Consider the following 21,941-nt stretch of genomic DNA (forward strand, 5'->3'; position numbering starts at 1 on the left):
CAAATAAAGAACAGATTTGTAAAATTAACCTGATAAAAGATAAAAATCATTTATTAGTATTCTAAATCAAAAAGGTAAAATAAAGACATTATTTCGTCTACATAATTACTTGCAATGTATAGTTTGTTCAATTATCTTAAAAACATCGTTGTTCATTAGTTTACGTAATATTTTCAATATGGTTCGTACACCTTGAGCGTTAATAACGGATGACGCACTAATATAACCTTCATGACGTAAGGTTGAAATTAATGAAGTAAAAGCTACTTTATCAAAACATTCTGGCACATCGATACCTTTTAATACAGCAATGCGCTGTGTTAATATGCGGCTTTCTTTTTCTAGAATGGCATTATTAATGATGCATTTGAAGTTAATAATAGAAAGAGTAATAAAAAATCTTTGTAACGTTTGGTGTATAGTAGCTGCTAATAATTTTAATGTCTGTATACGTTGCTTAATAAACTGTAAACGCGTATTATTTTTTATAGTAATAATACCTTGACGCATTAATTCATTACACAATTTATTTAAGAGAATTGGTAAATTAGATCTATGCCAAGGTAAGAATAGTTCATTTTTTAGCATCGGATATATTAAACTTACTTGATGTAATAGTTCTATCGTACTAATTTCCCCATGTTTATATATAATGATAGCGATTAATGATGGCATTGCTAGCATATGGTGAATATTATTGCAATAATAAGTCATCAATACAGATTTTGTATTTGATAATATAATAATTTCACTAATATTGTTTTTTTTAATTGTGAATATATTCATTCGGATAACATAAATCAGCATTGCTTCTGCACTCATGTTAGATATTGTTGATTCGGATGAATAAGGAACATTGCAAAGAAGTTGTATATAACATTCAAGTTGTTCAAGTAATTTTTGGCGACTTAGAGAACGTTGGTTAGATGCCAACAAAGCAGTTGCACATAGGTTTATGGCATTTACTGCGCAAGCTTTATTAATACGTATCATTAAGCAATTTGCAATTTTATTGACTATAGGCGTCATCCATACTGGCCTCTGGCATTCAATAGTATTGACTGCATTATACCATTCGGGTACTTCTTGGTTTAGATAGTTTAATAAATGTAATGGTTTACCAAAATTCACATAACTTTGACCAAGATTGCGTAGTTTGAATAACGCGTTTATCATTTGCATAAATCCTTCTTTAACTTTTAATTCGCCTCGTAGTTCTTTTATATAACTATTTAATTCTATTACATTTTCATAACCAATATAAATAGGTACAAATGTTATAGAACGGTTATTATTTTTTAACATAGCTTGTAATGTCATTGATAAAGTACCAGTTTTCGGTTTTAGTAATCGACCGGTACGCGAACGACCACCTTCAATAAAATATTCTATTGGGCAACGTTGGTTAAATAATTCACTAAGATATTCTTTAAATACCATCGAGTAGAGCTTATCTAATTTGAATGTACGACGAATAAAAAATGCCCCGAGACGACATAAAATAGGACCAACCGGCCAAAATTTTAAATTAATACCTGCTGCAATATGCGGCGGACATAAACCTTGATGGTATAATACATAAGAAAGTAATAAATAATCCATATGGCTACGGTGGCAAGGTATGTAAATAATTTCATGGCCATTTTGTACCAGTTTTTGTATGTATTCACCTCCATGCACATTAATATTTTGATAGACATATTTCAAAATTAATCCCATTAGATAATCGGTAATACGAATGGCTTGGTGAGAAAAATTAGCAGTAATTTCTTCTATTATTTTAATAGCTTGAAGTTTTGCTGCTTGGTTTAAAATTTTTTTGCTACGAGCTTCGTCTTCTATTGCTTTTTTAATTGCTTTTGACTGAAGTAATCGATTACATATTTCTTTACGCGTAGGAAGATAAGGTCCTAGTAGTGTTAAACGTTGTCGAAAAAAATAAATACGAGTTACTCGTACTAATTTATTTATGATTAACTGATCATGTTCGTTATATCTATTCATTATTTTACGTAAAGAAATAACAGATGAAAAATGTATATAGTAGTTATCACAGCTATTCAATAAAAATAAAAAAAAGTTTTTTATTTTTTGAAAAATATATGAAGATTTAGATTCACATCGAATTTTAAAATTCCATGAACGACCCCATATCATCCAAACAGGTATTATTTGTATGTCAAGTTGAGGATTACAATATAAAAAATCAAGATAATCACGTAATATTTTTATAAATTGTGTATTAGATAAACAATGTGAAAAAATTCCGTTACTATCGTCAATAAATAAATAACATGGTAATGAATAATTATGACTCTCTAGTTTGGTTAGTGGATCTGGTAAATTATACTTTAGACATTGTTTCTGTAATATCAGTAAATCAAATTTTGAATTATAAGGTAGAATATATAAAACTGGTTGTGTGAGATCAATATTATACTCAGGAAGTAGATGCAGAGGGATAATTTTATTTTTTATATAAATAGAAAACAATGAATTGAGTATTATATAATAAAATTGATACCAACTTGACATAAATAAATGGGAAACCTCTTGTTAATAAATTGGACTAGCGCATTATAATATACAGAAAAATTCTGTATGCAGCAGAATAGTTGATTGTTTTCTACCCTATGTCAAAAATCTTAAAATGAAGTAGTTTTTATCATATATCATACTGTATATGATATATGATAATGATTTTAAAATGTAAAAATCTCATTTTTTAAAAATGATAACTTTATATCTTTGAAACGATTTTTCATCTTACCATTTTTTGTTTCTACCGGTCACAGAAAATTTTAATTTGACACACTGTAATTGGTCTATTTTATAAATTTTATGGAAAAATTAATATTTTTTATTTCGCTTTAAATTCCATCAAAATTTATATTTTATTGCGAAATTTTTATAAAAACCATAAGGTGTAAAATGAAAGCGTTAACCAACAGACAGCAGCAGGTATACGAATTCATTCGTGAATATATTCATGAAACAGGTATGCCACCAACTCGTGTAGAAATTGCATGTAAATTAGGTTTTCGTTCACCTAACTCTGCTGAAGAACATTTAAAAGCATTGACGCGTAAAGGTGTTGTAAAAATTGTTTCAGGTGCATCGCGCGGAATTCGTTTACTGATACAAGGAGAAAAAGAAAGAGGATTACCATTGATTGGACAGACTGATAAAGGTGAACCTTTGCTCAATCAAGAACTTATTGAAGCACGCTATCAAGTTGATGCAAACTTGTTTAAACCAGCTGCTGATTTTTTATTACGTATTCATGGCATGTCAATGAAAAATATAGGAATAATTGACGGTGATTTGCTTGTAGTTCACAAAACTCAAAATGTTAAAAATAGTCAAATTGTAGTAGTGTGTATTGATAATGAAGTAATTGTGAAACGTTGGATCAAAAAAGGCTCAATTGTCCATCTTTTACCAGAAAATCCGGCTTTTAAACCTATTATCGTAGATACTCGAAAACGTTCTTTAATCGTAAAAGGTTTGGCTGTAGGTATTTTACGTAATAATCAGACGTTTTAAATATCTAGTTCTTTTAGTAAAAATGTACAACTATCATTAAGATTACAATATGTTTTTAATTTTTAAAAAAGTATTGTCTGTTAGTTTAATAAACTCACAACAATTAGTAGTACATTATAATAGTTTTATTTTCTATATTATGTTTTGACTGAGATTTAATTTCATGTATTTAAAATGATGCGTAAATCTCAAATCTAATTACTTTATTAATAAAATATCTTCTATAGATCTACAAGAAAAAATAAATTTTTATATACCTGCTTAAACATAAAGAATATTAAGTTAATTTTATAATTAATAATTTTTTATATATTTTTATCTAAGTTAATCTGACAAAAGAAATTATAAAAGCGAAACGAAGTTAAATGCATATGATCTGAATGAACATGGACTAATTTATTATATTTATAGGTTGAGTAGAGTAAAAAACATTAAAAAGCTATTTCAAGATTTATTAATATATATCAACAATGCAACTTTTTGATTTGATTTTTTAAAATCAATTTTTTAATACTGTATATTTCACGAATATCTGCAATATTTTAATACATGATTTTATATATTTCACTTTTGTATCATGTATTCTTCTATAACCATTACATCTATACTATGAATTTTAGTTATTCTATCGTAGAAGAAAAATTCTATTTATTCAGCAAGAATAGCAATGATATTTTTAGCTCAATCATATAATTTAAAATCAGATTGTATAATAGTTGCAGATTAGCATAAGAAAGTTATGTATCAGCGTATTAAAATAAAAAGACAATATAGCTATATTCTCTTTATTAATGGTAAAAAGATTTTTTTCAAGTAAAAATGCATCGTTCTATAATATAGTTTGCAATTTAGTCAATGGATTAATGTAACGCAAATTAATTTAAAATATCATAAATATTATACTTAGATAAGATATAAAATTTCAGCATTTCCTGTAATTAAGGGTTTACTATAATTATTACAAAGTAATGTTATTTGTATAAGTCATGTCTTCAAATTAACGTGTGATCTTGTCAATTTTTCGAATCGTTTTTTATATTGCATGATAAGCAATATGCCAGTATCTTTTAGATAATAACTACTTCAGCAACGTTATCTTTCATGTTCTTAATATGAATGATATACTTCATATATCAGTATCTGTATATTCTTGTGTATCAAATGTTATGAAAAATACCTTTTATTCTCAACGTTTTTCTATTGCTCCAATGTTAAAACGGACAGATCGCCACTGTCGTTATTTTTTTCGTAAACTTAGCAAAAATACGCTTCTATATACTGAAATGATTTCGCCTAATGCCATTATGCATGCTAAGAATGATTATCTAGCATACAATGATGAGGAACATCCTGTTGCATTACAACTAGGTAGTAGTAATACAGCGTTACTCGCATATTGTGCAAAATTAGCTGAACTTCGTGGTTATGATCAAATTAATCTTAATGTAGGTTGTCCTTCACAGCGTGTACAAAAAGGTCATTTTGGTGCTTCGTTAATGGGTGAACCAATGCTTGTAGCTGACTGTGTTAAAGCGATGCGCGATGTAGTTAGCATACCAGTGACAGTGAAAACTCGTATTGGTATCGATGATAGCGATAGTTATAAATTTCTTTATGATTTTGTTAGTATTGTAGCCGAAAAAGGCGGTTGTGATAATTTTATTGTGCATGCACGTAAAGCTTGGCTTTCTGGATTTAGTACAAAAGAAAATCGTGAAATCCCACCTCTCGATTATTCACGTGTATATAAGCTGAAACGTGATTTTTTAAAATTAACTATTTCTATTAACGGAGGTATTAGAAACTTAGATGAAGCTAAGGTACATCTGCAGTATTTAGATGGAGTAATGATAGGACGTGCAGCTTACCAAAATCCGTACATTTTAGCTGAAGTAGATCGTGTATTGTTTAATTGCAGCAATACAGTACAACTTGATTTGATTACAATAGTACGTTCTATGTATCCTTATATTGAAGCAGAATTAACAAAGGGTACATGTTTAGGTCATATAACACGCCATATGACAGGTTTATTTCAAAAAATTCCTGGATCACGAAAGTGGAAGCATTATTTAAATGAAAATGCATATAAACCAGATGCTGATATTGAAGTATTAGAAAAAGCACTTTCCTTAATTTCTATTTAATACTATAATAACATATAAAATATAGTATTTAAATTTTTCTCTTTAATAATGTTCTAAATAGTAATTCATTTTCTTATATCATTTCTTATCTAACGATTAAAATTGAATTAAATGGATAATCACAACGTAATGATGTAAAATGTCTGTCTGTATCAATCTCCCATTATCTCTCTTTGAGAGTAATTGAAATAGTAATATTAATAATATTATGTTTAATAATGATTAATAAATTTTGAACTCAGATTTATTTAAAATTCACTATATTTTATTTCAAGTTACGTATTTTATTTTAAAATCAATTTTAACTTTAAATGTTTAAAAATTAACTTATGATTTTTTTAGAAAAATGTCTATTTCTTAAATTAAATAAAATTAAAACAACATAGTCTTAACTTGTATCTACTTATGTACAATGGATATTATAATTATGTATTCCTGCTATTAAGGTTAAACAAAAAACATTACTATTTACTTTTAAAATTTTACAGAGTACAGTGTATCCGGTTTGCAGATAAAGTAAAAGCAAATTAAAGTAAGTGTTTTTTATAAAATCTATCTTAGAATCATTAAGCTAATATCATATCATTTTTAAAATTTAACGTAGATATTGAATTAGGTAATTATCAATAGATAATATTCTATCAATAAAAATTCATATTTTTTTAAAAAGATTTAATATCTTTCAATATAACTTTCTGTTTGTAATTAAAAGAATGTTAGTTACTTACAGAAAATATGCACAAGTGAAATACAAATTCACTGAAAAATGATAATTAATATATGAAAATCAATATACTAATACCGGATTAGTATATGTAATATAAAATAAGAAAATTATTTAATTTTAATTTTTTTGAAAATTTATCATACTCCATGATAAATACATCTCCTTTTTACGATCGGTCATACATTGATTATGGTAGGATATAAACCCAGTAATAAATTGAATGCACTTCATGATCGTCAATTGGAAGGCGTGAAAATATTGCCACATTCTATCGAGGCAGAACAATCCGTTCTCGGTGGGTTAATGTTAGATAATGAACGCTGGGACAGTATCTGTGGGTGTGTAGCAGCCGCCGATTTTTTTAATCGTTCGCACCGAATGATATTCTGTCAGATGGAGCAATTGCTTGAAACAGGCCAACCTATTGACTTAATAACCCTTTCAGAATCCTTAGAGGTTCGGGGTGAGCTAGAAATGGCAGGTGGTTTCGCTTATTTAGCAGAGTTAGCAAAAAATACACCCAGTGCTGCAAACATCAGTGCTTATGCTAATATCATACGTGAACGTGCTATAATACGCGAGATAATATCAGTAGCAAATCAAATTGCTAATGCGGGTTATAATCCCCAGGGACGAAGCAGTGAAGAACTACTTGATTTTGCAGAATCTAGTGTTTTTAAAATTGCTGAGCAACGTATTAATAAAGATGAAGGTCCGCAGAATATCGAAAAAATTCTTGATACAACAATATCTCGTATTGAATCGCTAGTATCTACATCACAGAATGGTCTAACCGGTATTGATACAGGTTATCAGGATTTAAATAAAAAAACTGCTGGATTACAAGCATCTGATCTGATTGTTGTTGCAGCACGTCCTTCAATGGGAAAAACTGCTTTTGCTATGAATTTATGTGAAAATGCTGCCATGTTAAATCACAAACCAGTACTTATTTTCAGCTTGGAAATGCCTGGTGAGCAATTAATGATGCGTATGTTAGCATCATTATCACGTGTTGATCAGACACGCATGCGTACTGGTCAACTCGAAGATGAAGATTGGGCTCGTATTTCCAGTACAATAAGAATTTTGCTTGATAAGAAAAATATATATATTGATGATTCTTCAAGTCTGACACCAAATGAGGTACGTGCTCGTTCACGTCGGATATTTCGTGAAAATGGTGGTCTCAGTCTTATTATGATTGATTACTTACAGCTAATGCGTGTACCTATATTATCAGATAATCGTACGCTAGAAATAGCAGAAATTTCCCGATCTCTTAAATCATTAGCAAAAGAGCTTAATGTGCCAGTTGTGGCACTTTCACAACTGAATCGTTCACTAGAACAGCGAGCTGACAAACGTCCAGTGAATTCAGATCTACGTGAATCAGGTTCAATCGAACAAGATGCAGATTTGATTATTTTTATTTATCGTGATGAAGTTTACCATGAAAATAGTGATCTAAAAGGTGTTGCTGAAATCATAATTGGTAAACATCGAAATGGTCCAATTGGAACAATACGATTAACTTTTAATGGACGGTGGTCACGTTTTGATAACTATGCTGGTTCACAATATAATTATGATTAATTATTAATATATCAAGTATTATATATAAATAAATTAAAATATGCAGTTTAACTTGTATTGAATATAAATTTTTACAACGCACTATAAAATTTAATGAAAGAATATATGTATTATTAATATTAATAATTACATTTAATTATATAATATAATCATTGATTATGAATTATTTTTTTGGTATAATATCTTTTGATTAATTTTAAATTTTAAAAAATTAATTTAATATTTATTATTATTTCCCTAAATATCATAAATATTAAAAGAGTCAAAAAACTACGATTCTAATTTTTTTTAATCATTTATGTGCTATTTACTATTATTTATTTAACAATATAATTATTAGTATTAAATCTTGTAATCAAGCATCATACTCTAAATAAAACACTATTCAAATTGAATAATTAAAATTTTAAAGTATTAAGTCTGAATTTTTTAAAGTAAATAAGTAAAACAGTAAATCAGAATGTTTTAATAAAATGTATATATATAGTTCATACCATATATAATTATGTAAAAACATCACTCTAAAATAAAAATATAAATTAATTGTGTAAAATACAGTATTGATCAACCAAATCTTAAAAAAAATAAATCATTTAACAATATGATAATACATCAACATTTAGTGTGGAGATAGAATATTAAATTATGTTGCGTCATTTGTACTTCAAAGCGCATTATTTGTAATGAGAATATTTCATGGATAAGGTTTTTCAATCTGCTAGAATTTCACATTCTCGTGTGGAGGATGGTTTAGCAATCGTACTTGGTACGTTCGTAGTATCGTTTGGCGTATTAATGTTAAAAAAAGCTGGAGCACTTACGGGCAGCTCGGCAGGTATAGCTTTTTTAATTAGTTATGTAACATCACTTTCTTTTAGTAGTGTATTTTTTCTTATTAATTTACCTTTTTATTGGTTAGCTGTTCAAAGAATGGGATGGGAATTTACTCTTAAAACATTTTTTGCTGTAGGTCTAGTGTCATTATTTACTTATATTCATCCATTATTTGTGCATTTTACTGCATTAAATCCTTTTTATGCCACGCTATTCGGTAATATTTTGATAGGGTTTGGCTTTATAGTATTATTTCGTCATAGAGCTAGTCTGGGTGGTATTAATATATTAGCATTGTGGCTACAAGATCGTATTGGCTTAAGTGCAGGAAAATTACAAATGGCGGTAGATATTTGTATATTATTAATTTCGTTACTGGTGGTTTCAACTCCTATGCTTGTTGCATCAATATTGGGTGCAATGATGCTAAATTGTATTATTGCAATAAACCATCGTCCTGATCGCTATATAGCTTAATCTTTGTTTTATTATTTTGCTACATGTTAATTAAGCATTGTAAACATTGTATATTTTAAGTGATTTTCATCATATCGGTAGTAATTATTTTATCTCAATATATTTATAGGTATGACAATTGCAATTTATTAAGCATTTCTACACATTTATAATGTATGTATCATACTGATAAAATATTTTATACAATTTGAATTTATTAACAAATTTTTTAAAATTTTTGATTTGATACATTAAGTATATTACTACTATTACATGTGACGTTTAAATAATATTATTATTTTATATGATATGCATATATTATATATATGCCATATTAAATAATCTTCTCAATAAAAATTCTTAATTTGTAAATTTATAAAATTTTTTCTAATTTAAATTAGAAAAAATTTTAATTAAAAGAACATCAATAAATTTATTTTGTTAACATGAAAATTTTCATGATGCATGATGAAATTTCATCATGCATTGCATAATTTTTATACACATTATAATAGAAAACAATAAGATTATTATAATATTTTTTAGTTCTAAAAATTAGAATATATGTTATCATTCATTAAGATTATCTTAATATGTAATTAGATTGTATCGTAATTTTATATAAAATGATTATATAATTATGTAAGAGGCATTAAAATAAATAAACAGAAAATATTATTTTTATAATTAACACAGCATTCATGCATTTTAATTTAAAAAAATGAAATTTAAAGTTATTAAAAGTAACGATTACTGAATCATACTAATTTTAATATTATTATTTATAAATTATATAACTTTAAAATCCATACATATTTAAAACAAAAATATGAAATGTTGATTTCACTTTATTAAGTGTACTTAATAAAGTTTAGAACATTATGAATAAATTGGAGTATAATATGCCTTCTCGTAAAGAGTTAGCTAATGCTATTCGAGTACTAAGTATGGATGCAGTACAAAAAGCCACCTCAGGACATCCTGGTGCGCCAATGGGTATGGCGGATATTGCTGAAGTTTTATGGCGTGAATTTATGAATCATAATCCTATCAATCCACATTGGATAAATCGTGATCGTTTTATATTATCTAATGGTCATGCTTCTATGCTAATTTATAGCCTTCTACATCTTACTGGCTATGATTTATCAATAAATGAATTACAAAACTTTCGTCAATTTCGTTCAAAAACTCCAGGTCATCCAGAATATAATCGCACTCCAGGTATAGAAACTACTACTGGTCCGTTAGGTCAAGGTTTTGCAAATGCTATTGGATTTGCAATTGCTGAGCGTACATTAGCAGCACAGTTCAATCGTCCAGATTATGATATTGTAAATCACAATACCTACGTATTTCTTGGAGATGGTTGTATGATGGAAGGTATTTCGCATGAAGCGAGTTCTATAGCTGGTACATTAAAATTAGGTAAGCTATTTGCTTTTTACGATGACAATGGTATCTCTATTGATGGAGATGTTAAAGGTTGGTTTACTGATGATACTGCTAAGCGTTTCGAATCCTATGGTTGGCATGTTATTCGTGATATCAATGGGCATGATAGTAATGCTATTAGAAAAGCAATTAATGAAGCAAAAAGCACCCATGATATGCCTTCTTTATTAATATGTAAAACTGTTATCGGTTTTGGTTCTCCCCATAAAGCAGGTACACACAATTCGCATGGTGCACCTTTAGGAGACGAAGAAATTATACTAACACGTCGTCAACTGGAATGGAAGTATGCACCGTTTGAAATTCCTGATCATATATATTCATCTTGGGATGCAAAAAAATGTGGTGAGAAAAAAGAGAATGATTGGAAAAAAAAATTTTCTGCTTATGCAAAAATGTATCCGAAATTAGCTGTAGAATTTAAGCGTCGTATATACAATAAATTACCAGTTAATTGGTATATTACTTCACAGAAATTAATTCAACAGCTACATGCAAATCCGAAGAAAATAGCTACCCGTCAAGCGTCCCAAAATATTCTTGAGGAATTTGGTAAAACGTTATCAGAATATCTCGGTGGCTCTGCAGATCTAGCACCAAGTAACCTAACGATGTGGTCTGGTTCCAAACCAATTAATGAAGATCCAGCAGGAAACTACATACATTATGGTGTTCGTGAATTTGGTATGACTGCAATTGCTAATGGTATTGCATTACATGGTGGTTTTCTGCCATATACTGCGACATTTTTAATGTTTTCAGAATATGCACGTAATGCAGTTCGTATGGCAGCCATGATGAATCTTCATCATATTATCATTTATACTCATGATTCAATAGGTTTAGGCGAAGATGGTCCTACCCACCAACCAATTGAGCAAATAGCCAGTCTTCGTACGATTCCAAATATAAATCTTTGGCGCCCATGTGATCAAGTAGAATCTGCGGTAGCGTGGAAATATGCTGTTGAGCGTTTAGATGGTCCTTCGATATTAATCTTTTCTCGTCAAAATTTATCACAGCAGAATCGGAATATTGAACAATTAGAAAATATAGTACGTGGTGGTTATATACTGAAAGACAGCAAAGAACAAGCGGAGTTAATTTTAATCGCTACCGGTTCAGAAGTCCAACTAGCAATAGATGCTTATATTGAACTAAGCAACGAAGGTTACAAGGTGCGTGTAGTATCTATGCCATCTACTGATGTATTTGATAAACAAACAAAAGAATACATTGAATCTGTGCTACCAAAGGCTGTTGAAGCACGTTTAGCTATTGAAGCGGGCATAGCAGATTATTGGTTTAAGTACACTGGTCTTAAGGGTGCAGTAATTGGAATGAATACGTTCGGTGAATCGGCACCAAATGAAAAGCTATTTGAGGAATTTGGATTCACTGTATCTAATATTGTTGCTAAAGCAAAATCGATTTTATGATAGTGTTAGTCATTATTAATAGATAAAAAACCCTGTCACGTTTTTTATAATTCATTCCTTATTATCTTAATCCTATAATGCTTGTATATAAAGTAGAATGATTATTTCACAGGATGTAACTTTAAATAATATTGTATTACGATGATTCAGTTGATGTATTTTTACAATGTAAATCAAATTATTTAAATAATAAAGCTTTTTAGTAAACACTATATTTTCATTAAAAACGTTTTTAAAAAATAGAAATAATCTTGCGTGTAATACAATCAATTAATAAGTTTAGTAAGATCGTCTGGAATATGTTTCCTTTACTACATAAAGTTAAATCGGGATTTTAAATTATAGTATTAGTATTTATTAATGGATGAATGAATAGACTAGAATGGTACATCGATTCCAATAGAAAATTGGAAATAACTATGGCTATTTAAAATATATTATATGAATGAAAATCTGTTTATTAATAGTAATACATATTAAGTATTTAATTTGCGTTTATTTCGATTTTTATTAATAAAAAATTATAGATCTTTTATTATATTAGTATATTAGATATATACGAATAATTGCAAACACATTAGACATATCTTCAGCCAGAGAGAAAAAGTCATTATTTTTATACAGTTGGTTATTATATTGAAAAATTACTATACCTGGTTAGAATAATGAATTTTAAATAGTTTCATGAAATTCTTGATAAAGATATGCTACACTGTTTTTTTGTAAATTTTTTTAATTAAATGATGATCTCATAATTTTAATGGAAAGTGTGGGCGAATCTTTATTCAGTGATACACGCTACTTTTGATATTCGACTGAGACTAATATTCATACAAGTCAATCTATGCCAATTTTTAACATTATTCAATTAATAGTCGAATTATTTCAGTAAACACAATTTTTTTACCGCTCATGACTTGTATTTTTAAAATTTTTCTTATCGAAGCAATTTTTTATAAAATGTTCTAATATAAATAGCATTTAGTGATTTTAGTTATTAATAAAATGCTATGAAATTAATAAATGTATTCAATTTATTTTAAAGGTATTTTGTTAAACTGAAAGTTAATTGATATATTTACTGTAATTTAAATAAAATTCACTTGCAGTTTATACGGCTATATAAAATATCATTATGTATGATACCAAATATAATTTATTAATCATAATATAGATAAAAATTTAATATGATATGGTAAATAATAATTATTTTCTTTAAGGCCATATTAATATTTAATTGAATTCATGAAGAATACATGAGGTTTGAAAATGCCAATGATTAAAATGACGGATCTCAATCTTTCTGGTAAGCGTGTTTTAATCCGTGCCGATCTTAATGTACCATTACAAAACGGTAAGATCACGTCTGATGCACGTATATGTGCATCTTTACCGACCATTAAAATACTCATACAACAAGGTGCAAAAGTAATGCTTACTTCTCATTTAGGTCGTCCAATAGAAGGTACGCATGATGAACAATTTTCTCTTTTGCCAATAGTTAAATATCTAAGCAATGCTTTAAAAGGGATCAAAGTTAGCTTGTCAAAAAAATATTTAGATGGTATTGAGGTTCATTCAGATGAATTAATAGTGCTAGAAAACGTTCGTTTTAACAAAGGTGAACATACAAATGATCAAGCGCTATCAAAAAAATATGCTGAATTATGCGATGTTTTTGTTATGGATGCTTTTGGAAGTGCACATCGTGCACAGGCATCAACACATGGTATAAGTAGATTTGCAGCTATTGCTTGTGCAGGTCCACTGTTATGTGCTGAATTAAAAGCATTAAGCAAAGTGATGACTAATCCCCAGCGTCCTTTAATAGTTATCGTAGGCGGTTCCAAAATATCAACTAAATTTAATATATTAACATCATTAGTAAAAATAGCTGATACAGTTATTGTCGGTGGTGGTATAGCAAATACTTTCTTAGCTATTGATAACAAAGTTGGAAAATCTCTTTGCGAAAAAAATTTCATTAAGATAGCTAAAAATTTGCGTGATAATTATCATATTCCACTTCCAACTGATTGCCGTATTAGTAGTACAGAATTGTTTGAGGCTGAATCAGTAAAGGTGAAAAAAATTTCTGAAATAGAAGATAATGATAAAATCATGGATTTTGGAGATGAAACCGCACAAAATATGGCTAACATATTAAAAAAAGCAAAGACTATTCTATGGAATGGTCCAGTTGGTATGTTTGAATTACAAAATTTTCGTAAAGGCACTGAAAGTATTGCTAATGCTATTGCTGAAAGTAATGCATTTTCGGTTGCAGGCGGAGGTGATACGTTAGCAGCTATCGACTTATTTAATATCAAAGATAAAATTTCTTATATATGCACAGGTGGTGGTGCATTTCTTAAGTTTATAGAAGGAAAAAAATTACCTGCAATTGCTGCATTAGAAGAATTCGCACAAAGAGATCTTTAATTTTATTTACATAAATTCTACTCAAATGCAACATTCAATCCCTGTTTAGTAATAAATAGCATCATACTATTAAATAGCATGGAGTAACTATGCGTAAAATTTCTAATTTCGTAAACTCTGGTGTTGTTACCGGAGATGACATACAGACAATTTTCACAATAGCAAAAGAAAATAGATTTGCTCTTCCAGCAGTTAATTGTATTGGTAGTGATTCTATTAATGCAGTATTGGAAGCGGCAGCTAAAGTAAAAGCACCAGCCATAATTCAATTTTCAAATAATGGTGCTGCATTTATTGCAGGTAAAGGTTATAAAAATAGTAAACCACAAGAGGCAGCTATTATAGGGGCAATTGCAGGAGCAAACCATGTTCATCTAATGGCCAAGAAATATGATGTACCAATTATTTTACATACTGACCATTGTTCTAAAAAATTATTACCGTGGATAGATGGTCTTTTAGATGTCGGTGAAGAACATTTTAAAAAAACTGGTAATCCATTATTTTCTTCTCATATGATAGATCTTTCTGAAGAATCATTAGAGGAAAATATTGAAATATGTAGTAAATATTTAAAACGAATGTCAAAAATAGGTATGACATTAGAGATAGAATTAGGTATAACTGGTGGAGAAGAAGACGGTATAAACAATAACTATGTTGATAAGTCTGTATTATATAGTAAACCAGAAGATGTTAATTATGCTTATACAATGTTAAGTAAAATTAGCAACCGTTTTACTATAGCTGCTTCCTTTGGCAATGTACACGGAGTTTATAAGTCTGGTCATGTACATTTAATGCCAAAAATTTTACGTGACTCACAAAAATATGTTAGTGAAAAAAATAACTTACTGTATAATTCTTTAAACTTTGTTTTTCACGGTGGTTCAGGTTCTTCTAAAGCAGAAATCATAGAGTCTATTGCCTATGGTGTAATTAAAATGAATGTTGATACTGATACGCAATGGGCAATCTGGAGCGGTATTTTGAAGTATTATCAATCCAATAAAGATTTCTTACAAAGTCAGTTAGGTAACTCAAATGATTCAAATAGCCCAAACAAAAAATATTATGATCCGCGTATTTGGCTACGTGCTGCACAATCTTCCATGGTTAGTCGTTTAGAAAAAGCTTTTAAAGAACTAAATGCAATCAATGTATTATAATATGTAGTTATTACTATACAAATAGCTCTGTATTTAATTTAAGTATTCTTATAATTGAATATATTGTCTATTTATATATAAAATTAATATGATTGCTCAATCATTAAAAGTGAATAGCAAATGAATCTCATATTACTAATATTAGTATGAGTTATGCTGTTAATATATGCATTTTAAAAATATAAATAAAGGAAATTGTATTAGATAGCTTATAAATATACTGTTATCTTAACATCACTATTAATAATAGTATCTCTAAAAAATAATAGATTTAAAATTATTTAATATAATTCATAATGAATATTATAAATAATATTTCGTATTAAAATATTAATAATTTATAAATTCATATTATAGGAATGAAAAAATCAATTCTATTATACATGGTTTTTTAAAATTTATTACTAATTTCGTATACTAAAGAAAGTTACGAAAGCAATTTATATAAATTAAAAAAACAAAATAAATATAAAAAATATTTTTTAACTTAAAATTAAAAAAATTATAACGTGTAATATCTAAATATAATATTAATAACATATAGTGTGTAATGAATTTTTAAAAAATTTCGCAGTGATCTTTGTTGAAAGTTATCTTCCTTTAGTTAAAATATTTAATATATATAAAGTACTACCATAATAAATAAAAATATTATTATAATAACTATTTATTGTCTAATGACTTAAAAATTTTTCTGTCTCCGTTAAAGTAAAAGCAATTTTTAAAACTTTAGATATAAAATTTATTTTTTATCAATTAGATAGGTTTTAAATATAACTATGATCCAGGAAGAACTAAAAAAAGCAGTGAGTTGGAGTGCGCTGGATTATATTCTACCAGGTACGGTAATTGGTGTTGGTAGTGGTTCGACTGTTGCTCATTTTATTTATGCGCTTGCCTCTATCAAAAATAGCATCAACGGTGCAGTTTCTAGCTCTAATTCTTCAACTAAACAATTGAAATCCTTAGGAATACCAGTACTTGATCTTAACGAAGTTGATGAAGTCATAGTCTATGTTGATAGCGCAGATGAAATAAATTGTAATTTACAAATGATTAAAGGAGGTGGTGCAGCACTGACTCGTGAAAAAATTATTGCAGCCGCAGCAAAGAAATTTATTTGTATCGTTGATGAATCTAAAAAAGTAGAACAGTTAGGAAAATTTCCGTTACCAATAGAAATCATTCCAATGGCACGTACATACATAACACGTGAGTTAGTTAAACTTGGTGGTTTACCAAAATATCGTGTTGGTACAATTACTGACAATGGTAATATTATTCTTGACGTCCATAATTTACATATCACTGATCCTGTTTATCTAGAGAAAACTATTAATTCATTGCCAGGCGTAGTTACTGTTGGTTTATTTGCGATACACACGGCAGCAAATATAGCTTTGATTAGTACAACTACTGGTATCAAAACTATTATTAAATAAAATATTAAGTAATTTATAAATTTTTAAAATATATTATTCTATTTTTATATAGCCTTACAATTGAAGATATCCTAAACAGCATATTTAATACGTTAATAATAATATTTACTATTGGACAACATTTAATATTAAAAATTAAAGAATCAATTTCCAGCATCATATAATCGATTTTCATACTGTATATATGATTGTATTATAGAATAAAAGTTCTCTATATTTCCGTGTACAAAATTTTTTAGATTTTCACAAAGAATTAATGTATGTGATTTTCTATCTTATTATTAAAGTTTATCAAGGTTATAAAATGGAAAAAGTATCCTTAGAAAAAGGAAAAATAAAATTTTTATTATTAGAAGGCATCAATGAAAGTGCATTAAATAATTTACGTGCAGCAGGATATACCAATATTGAATTTCACCACGGGAGATTAAATGTAAATGTATTAAAATCTGCTATCCAAGATGTCCATTTTATTGGTATTCGATCTGGTACTCAATTAACTAAAGAGATACTTGAAGGAGCTACGAAGTTAATTGCAATAGGATGTTTTTGTATTGGTATTAACCAAGTTGATTTAAATGAAACGAGCAAACGTGGTATTCCAGTTTTTAATGCTCCATTTTCTAACACTCGATCCGTAGCAGAATTAGTGATTGGCGAAATGTTACTTATGTTGCGTGGCATCCCCACAGCTAATGTTCAAGCACACAATGGCATTTGGAATAAGGTAGCCGTCGGTTCATATGAAGCTCGTGGTAAAAAACTAGGCATTATTGGATACGGTCATATCGGTATGCAACTTGGTGTATTAGCAGAAAGCCTTGGTATGAATGTATTTTTTTATGATATAGAAAATAAGTTGCCATTAGGTAACGTTACTCGTATACGTTCTCTTACTGAGATACTGAAGATGAGTGATGTTGTTAGTTTACATGTTCCCGAAACTCTTATGACCTATAACATGATAGGTGCTAAAGAATTAGCATTGATGAAGCGTGGATCACTATTAATCAATGCAGCAAGGGGTAAAGTAATTGATATCACAGCTCTTTGCAATGCACTTTCCAGTAAGCATTTAGCAGGTGCTGCTATTGATGTTTTTCCAGAAGAACCAGCGACTAATAATGATCCCTTCGATTCACCGCTGTGTAAATTCGATAACGTGATTTTAACGCCACATATTGGCGGTTCAACTCAGGAAGCCCAACAAAATATAGGAGTAGAGGTTTCTGAGAAATTAATAAAATACTCTGATAATGGTTCTACGCTTTCAGCTGTTAATTTTCCAGAAGTTTCACTTCCAATACATATAGCTAATACTAGTCGTCTATTACATATACACGAAAATCGCCCAGGTGTACTAACTGCAATTAATCAAATATTTGCTAAGCAAGGAATTAATATTGCAGCTCAATATTTACAAACCTCTTCCTTAATAGGTTACGTAGTAATTGATATTAATACTAAACAAAGTGTACTGGCAGATCACGCACTGAAATTGATAAAGATGATACCTGGTACTATTCGCACTCGTCTTCTGTATTAATTTAGAAAATCGTTATGTCTCATTCTTAATAACAATACCAAATTTTCGATGGAGTTAAAATAACTGGTAGACAAATATCCCAATTAGCTATTGGTAATTGTGTCATATGTTGAAAATCATGTGCAATGCCAATTGGCAAAAAATGGTATTGTTGCCAATTTTGTAATGTACGGTCATAAAATCCTCCCCCCATTCCCAAACGTTGACCTTGATCATTAAATGCTACCATCGGTACTAATATAATATCTATCTGCTCCAGAGTAATCATTTGTGTGATATCTAAAAAGGGTTCTAAAATGTAAAATTTGTTAAGTTGAAGTAAAGTTTTCGGAGTATAACGAAAAAATAACAAATATCCAGGCGAAAAAGGATGTAACACAGGTAGATAAACTTGTTTTTTTGTTTTCCATAGCATTTTTATAAGATAAAACGTATCTATCTCACCGTCGGTAGACAGAAATAATGTAATATGTTGTGCATGAGCAATAGAAACGAATTTCATTGCCTGCTCGGCTAACATAATACCAGCTTCATTTTGTTGTTCATGCGTTAAATTACGACGTAGATAACGCATATGTTGACGGACAGTATGGCGATCGAATAATAAAGATTTTAACATTTTTTTATATTTTAAATATATAAACGTAAAAGCATGACGTTAGATGAATGATGATTATTCAAATTTAGCATCTTTTCGATTAATTATAAGAGCATGCTCAGCTAATATTTGTTCGATACTTTGCTGTAAAATTCGAATACGTTTTTCCATATTAGTTGCAGAATCGCGTATTTTAGTTTTTTCTTGTGCGAGTTCGTGACAAATATTTAATGCAGCAATAAGAGCTAATTGTTCTATATTAGTAACTCTAGTGCGTATTTTTAAATCTTGCAATCGTTTATTCAGATCTTCTGCTGCTGCTTTCAGCGCTTCTTGATGTTCAAAAGGGCAATTGACTCTTAATGAACGACCAAAAATCTGAATATCTACCGGTTGTGCAGACATGCTACCTTCCTGATTGTAGTTCTGTTAACTGCTCCCATTCAAAAACTATTGACCTAGGAAGTATAAAACTACTTTATATCTAAAGATTATAGAAATAATTCACATGTTTTCTTTCTAAGAACTCTAAAAATTTAACTAGATAATAATACACATTAATTTTATTAACGAAATACAAAATTTATATCTATAAATACAATACTTATCTACAACATTTTATATTACAGTACAATTTCAGTAAAGAGTAAAAATAATACCAAAGCAATATATCATCTATATTATTTTTAGCTAAAAATTAATCAGATAATCATTGAAACTTATTAAGTTATCAAATTGTTTTCGCATATAAAAACTAATAGAATATAATACACCACAAAAGAATTGTGCATGCTCGCATATTACTTTCTAATAATATTGCTGTATTTAACTATTCAAATGTGTGTCCAAGAGCATAAAACACTTTTTTAAATTTAGTGTAATTTTAAAAGCACATAGATAATAGTATTGTAAATTTATTAAGTAAGTTACATACAATGCAAATACAGTTTATAAGAATTATAAATAATTAAAAATTTTTAGTTAATAAAATAAATAACAGAGTATATTTACGAAATTAGCGTATTGTATATGTAGTGATTTCTTTGTATTTTAATGTCATTAAACTATATATCACGTTCAAAATTAAATAATTTATGTTAAAGTAATTAAACTAATAGTAAAGACTGATAATTAATTTTTCTGATAGGGAGGAGTCAGTACTTAATGATTACTGTAGAGATTTTTCAGAAGCGTCGTCGTACACTAATTGAACATATGGTATCCAATAGTGCAGTATTAATTTTTTCTGCACCGCAAGTAACGCGTAGCAATGATACGCAATATCCTTATCGACAAAATAGTAATTTTTGGTATTTTACAGGTTTTAATGAGCCACAGTCTTTACTCTTACTAATTAAACATAATGAACAAAATCAACAGAGTGTATTGTTTAATCGAAAACGTGATTTAATGGCGGAAATTTGGTCTGGTCGTCGTCTTGGACAAGAGGTAGTATCGCTAAAATTAGGAATAGAACGCGCTTTTCCTTGGGAAAATATTAACGAACAATTATACATTTTACTTAATGGCCTTACAGTACTTTATCATGCTCAAGGCGAAAATGTAGAAGCTGATCAACTAGTTTTTGATACATTAGAAAAACTACGAAATAGTTTCAATCAGCATATTAAACCAATAAATACCCTGACTGATTGGCGCCCAATAGTACATAAAATGCGTTTGTTCAAAAGTAAGGAAGAAATAGAGATTTTGCGTTCTGCTTGCAGAATAAGTGCGCAAGCACATATCCGTGCAATGCAAATTTGCCGTGCTGGTATGTTTGAATATGAATTAGAACGCGAAATTCAATATGAATTTAATCTCCATGGTGCTCGTTTTCCATCTTACAATGTCATTATTGGCGCAGGTGAAAATGCTTGTATTTTACATTACGTTGAAAATAATAGTGAAATGCGTGATGGTGATTTAGTATTAATCGATGCCGGCTGTGAATTTCATGGCTATGCAGCCGATATTACCCGAACGTTTCCTATTAACGGTAAATTTAGTAAACCGCAACGTATTCTTTACAATATTGTTTTGAACTGTTTATATAAATCATTATCATTATTTCGTCCAGGTATCAAAATCAATCATATTCATGACATAGTCGTACGTACTATGACTCTTAACTTGCTTAATATTGGTATACTAAAAGGTAATCTTGAAACGTTACTTTCACAACAAGCTCATTATCCATTTTTTATGCATGGATTAGGTCATTGGTTAGGTTTGGATGTGCACGATGTAGGCCACTACGGCATCTTACATCGTGATCATATATTAGAACCAGGTATGGTATTAACTGTTGAACCTGGTTTATACATCTCTTCAGATAATACTAGTGTGCCCAAGCAATACCGCGGTATTGGCATTCGTATTGAAGATGACATTCTTATTACTGAAAATAATAATGAAAATCTAACTAATAGTGTTGTAAAAGATATCAATGAAATAGAGTTAATAATGGCAAAAACACACAATTAACAACAAATTAAATGAAAATTTATTTAAAATTAAATCAAATAATCGCATAAATCTAAA

General features: G+C 28.9%; 13 protein-coding genes. 10 read left to right on the forward strand and 3 right to left on the reverse strand.

Features of this window, described 5'->3' with window-relative positions:
• Nucleotides 1-105: 105 nt before the first annotated feature.
• Nucleotides 106-2,535 (reverse strand): glycerol-3-phosphate 1-O-acyltransferase PlsB, encoded by a 2,430-nt coding sequence (plsB, locus tag BMSBPS_RS02960; protein ID WP_046201161.1) that lies wholly within the window; start codon nucleotides 2,533-2,535, stop codon nucleotides 106-108.
• A gap of 396 nt (nucleotides 2,536-2,931) precedes the next feature.
• Here plsB and lexA point away from each other — a divergent pair, with 396 nt between their 5' ends.
• From lexA to serA, 9 genes are all read left to right on the forward strand, one after another.
• A complete protein-coding gene (gene lexA, locus BMSBPS_RS02965) occupies nucleotides 2,932-3,546 on the forward strand; it encodes a transcriptional repressor LexA (RefSeq protein WP_022564119.1) in 615 nt (204 codons plus the stop codon).
• Between the two features lie 1,166 nt (nucleotides 3,547-4,712).
• A complete protein-coding gene (gene dusA, locus BMSBPS_RS02970; RefSeq protein WP_044170061.1) occupies nucleotides 4,713-5,693 on the forward strand; it encodes a tRNA dihydrouridine(20/20a) synthase DusA in 981 nt (326 codons plus the stop codon).
• A 916-nt stretch (nucleotides 5,694-6,609) separates the two neighbouring features.
• The gene (dnaB, locus tag BMSBPS_RS02975; RefSeq protein ID WP_022564121.1) at nucleotides 6,610-8,016 is read left to right on the forward strand and encodes a replicative DNA helicase; all 1,407 of its coding nucleotides are present in this window, start codon (nucleotides 6,610-6,612) and stop codon (nucleotides 8,014-8,016) included.
• A gap of 696 nt (nucleotides 8,017-8,712) precedes the next feature.
• The gene (locus tag BMSBPS_RS02980) at nucleotides 8,713-9,327 is read left to right on the forward strand and encodes a YitT family protein (RefSeq protein ID WP_022564122.1); all 615 of its coding nucleotides are present in this window, start codon (nucleotides 8,713-8,715) and stop codon (nucleotides 9,325-9,327) included.
• A gap of 881 nt (nucleotides 9,328-10,208) precedes the next feature.
• Entirely contained in the window at nucleotides 10,209-12,200 is a 1,992-nt protein-coding gene (tkt, locus tag BMSBPS_RS02985) for a transketolase (RefSeq protein WP_022564123.1), read from the forward strand.
• A gap of 1,269 nt (nucleotides 12,201-13,469) precedes the next feature.
• Nucleotides 13,470-14,642, forward strand: a complete 1,173-nt coding sequence (locus BMSBPS_RS02990; protein WP_022564124.1) for a phosphoglycerate kinase — start codon at nucleotides 13,470-13,472, stop codon at nucleotides 14,640-14,642.
• Nucleotides 14,643-14,731: 89 nt separating this feature from the next.
• Nucleotides 14,732-15,811 carry a class II fructose-bisphosphate aldolase gene (gene fbaA / locus BMSBPS_RS02995; protein ID WP_022564125.1) on the forward strand — a complete coding sequence of 360 codons (1,080 nt, stop codon included), beginning with the start codon at nucleotides 14,732-14,734 and terminating at the stop codon, nucleotides 15,809-15,811.
• 779 nt (nucleotides 15,812-16,590) lie between these two features.
• Nucleotides 16,591-17,253 (forward strand): ribose-5-phosphate isomerase RpiA, encoded by a 663-nt coding sequence (gene rpiA / locus BMSBPS_RS03000; protein ID WP_022564126.1) that lies wholly within the window; start codon nucleotides 16,591-16,593, stop codon nucleotides 17,251-17,253.
• 304 nt (nucleotides 17,254-17,557) lie between these two features.
• Entirely contained in the window at nucleotides 17,558-18,799 is a 1,242-nt protein-coding gene (serA, locus tag BMSBPS_RS03005) for a phosphoglycerate dehydrogenase (protein WP_046201162.1), read from the forward strand.
• 25 nt (nucleotides 18,800-18,824) lie between these two features.
• Here serA and BMSBPS_RS03010 read toward each other — a convergent pair whose 3' ends face one another.
• Together BMSBPS_RS03010 and zapA are read right to left on the reverse strand one after the other, a co-directional pair.
• The gene (locus BMSBPS_RS03010; RefSeq protein ID WP_046201163.1) at nucleotides 18,825-19,418 is read right to left on the reverse strand and encodes a 5-formyltetrahydrofolate cyclo-ligase; all 594 of its coding nucleotides are present in this window, start codon (nucleotides 19,416-19,418) and stop codon (nucleotides 18,825-18,827) included.
• Between the two features lie 54 nt (nucleotides 19,419-19,472).
• Entirely contained in the window at nucleotides 19,473-19,802 is a 330-nt protein-coding gene (zapA, locus tag BMSBPS_RS03015; RefSeq protein WP_022564129.1) for a cell division protein ZapA, read from the reverse strand.
• Between the two features lie 759 nt (nucleotides 19,803-20,561).
• Here zapA and pepP point away from each other — a divergent pair.
• Entirely contained in the window at nucleotides 20,562-21,884 is a 1,323-nt protein-coding gene (pepP, locus tag BMSBPS_RS03020; protein ID WP_022564130.1) for a Xaa-Pro aminopeptidase, read from the forward strand.
• The last annotated feature ends 57 nt before the right edge of the window (nucleotides 21,885-21,941 follow it).

Origin of the sequence: Candidatus Pantoea carbekii (assembly GCF_000971765.1) — a bacterium.
GTDB classification, from domain to species: Bacteria; Pseudomonadota; Gammaproteobacteria; order Enterobacterales; family Enterobacteriaceae; genus Pantoea_A; species Pantoea_A carbekii.

Excerpts from the sequence above, each read along its gene's own strand:
- plsB (WP_046201161.1), bottom strand. The coding sequence starts at position 2,535 with ATGTCAAGTTGGTATCAATTTTATTATATAATACTCAATTCATTGTTT.
- lexA (WP_022564119.1), top strand. The coding sequence starts at position 2,932 with ATGAAAGCGTTAACCAACAGACAGCAGCAGGTATACGAATTCATTCGT.
- dusA (WP_044170061.1), top strand. The coding sequence starts at position 4,713 with ATGAAAAATACCTTTTATTCTCAACGTTTTTCTATTGCTCCAATGTTA.
- dnaB (WP_022564121.1), top strand. The coding sequence starts at position 6,610 with ATGGTAGGATATAAACCCAGTAATAAATTGAATGCACTTCATGATCGT.
- BMSBPS_RS02980 (WP_022564122.1), top strand. The coding sequence starts at position 8,713 with ATGGATAAGGTTTTTCAATCTGCTAGAATTTCACATTCTCGTGTGGAG.
- tkt (WP_022564123.1), top strand. The coding sequence starts at position 10,209 with ATGCCTTCTCGTAAAGAGTTAGCTAATGCTATTCGAGTACTAAGTATG.
- BMSBPS_RS02990 (WP_022564124.1), top strand. The coding sequence starts at position 13,470 with ATGCCAATGATTAAAATGACGGATCTCAATCTTTCTGGTAAGCGTGTT.
- fbaA (WP_022564125.1), top strand. The coding sequence starts at position 14,732 with ATGCGTAAAATTTCTAATTTCGTAAACTCTGGTGTTGTTACCGGAGAT.
- rpiA (WP_022564126.1), top strand. The coding sequence starts at position 16,591 with ATGATCCAGGAAGAACTAAAAAAAGCAGTGAGTTGGAGTGCGCTGGAT.
- serA (WP_046201162.1), top strand. The coding sequence starts at position 17,558 with ATGGAAAAAGTATCCTTAGAAAAAGGAAAAATAAAATTTTTATTATTA.
- BMSBPS_RS03010 (WP_046201163.1), bottom strand. The coding sequence starts at position 19,418 with ATGTTAAAATCTTTATTATTCGATCGCCATACTGTCCGTCAACATATG.
- zapA (WP_022564129.1), bottom strand. The coding sequence starts at position 19,802 with ATGTCTGCACAACCGGTAGATATTCAGATTTTTGGTCGTTCATTAAGA.
- pepP (WP_022564130.1), top strand. The coding sequence starts at position 20,562 with ATGATTACTGTAGAGATTTTTCAGAAGCGTCGTCGTACACTAATTGAA.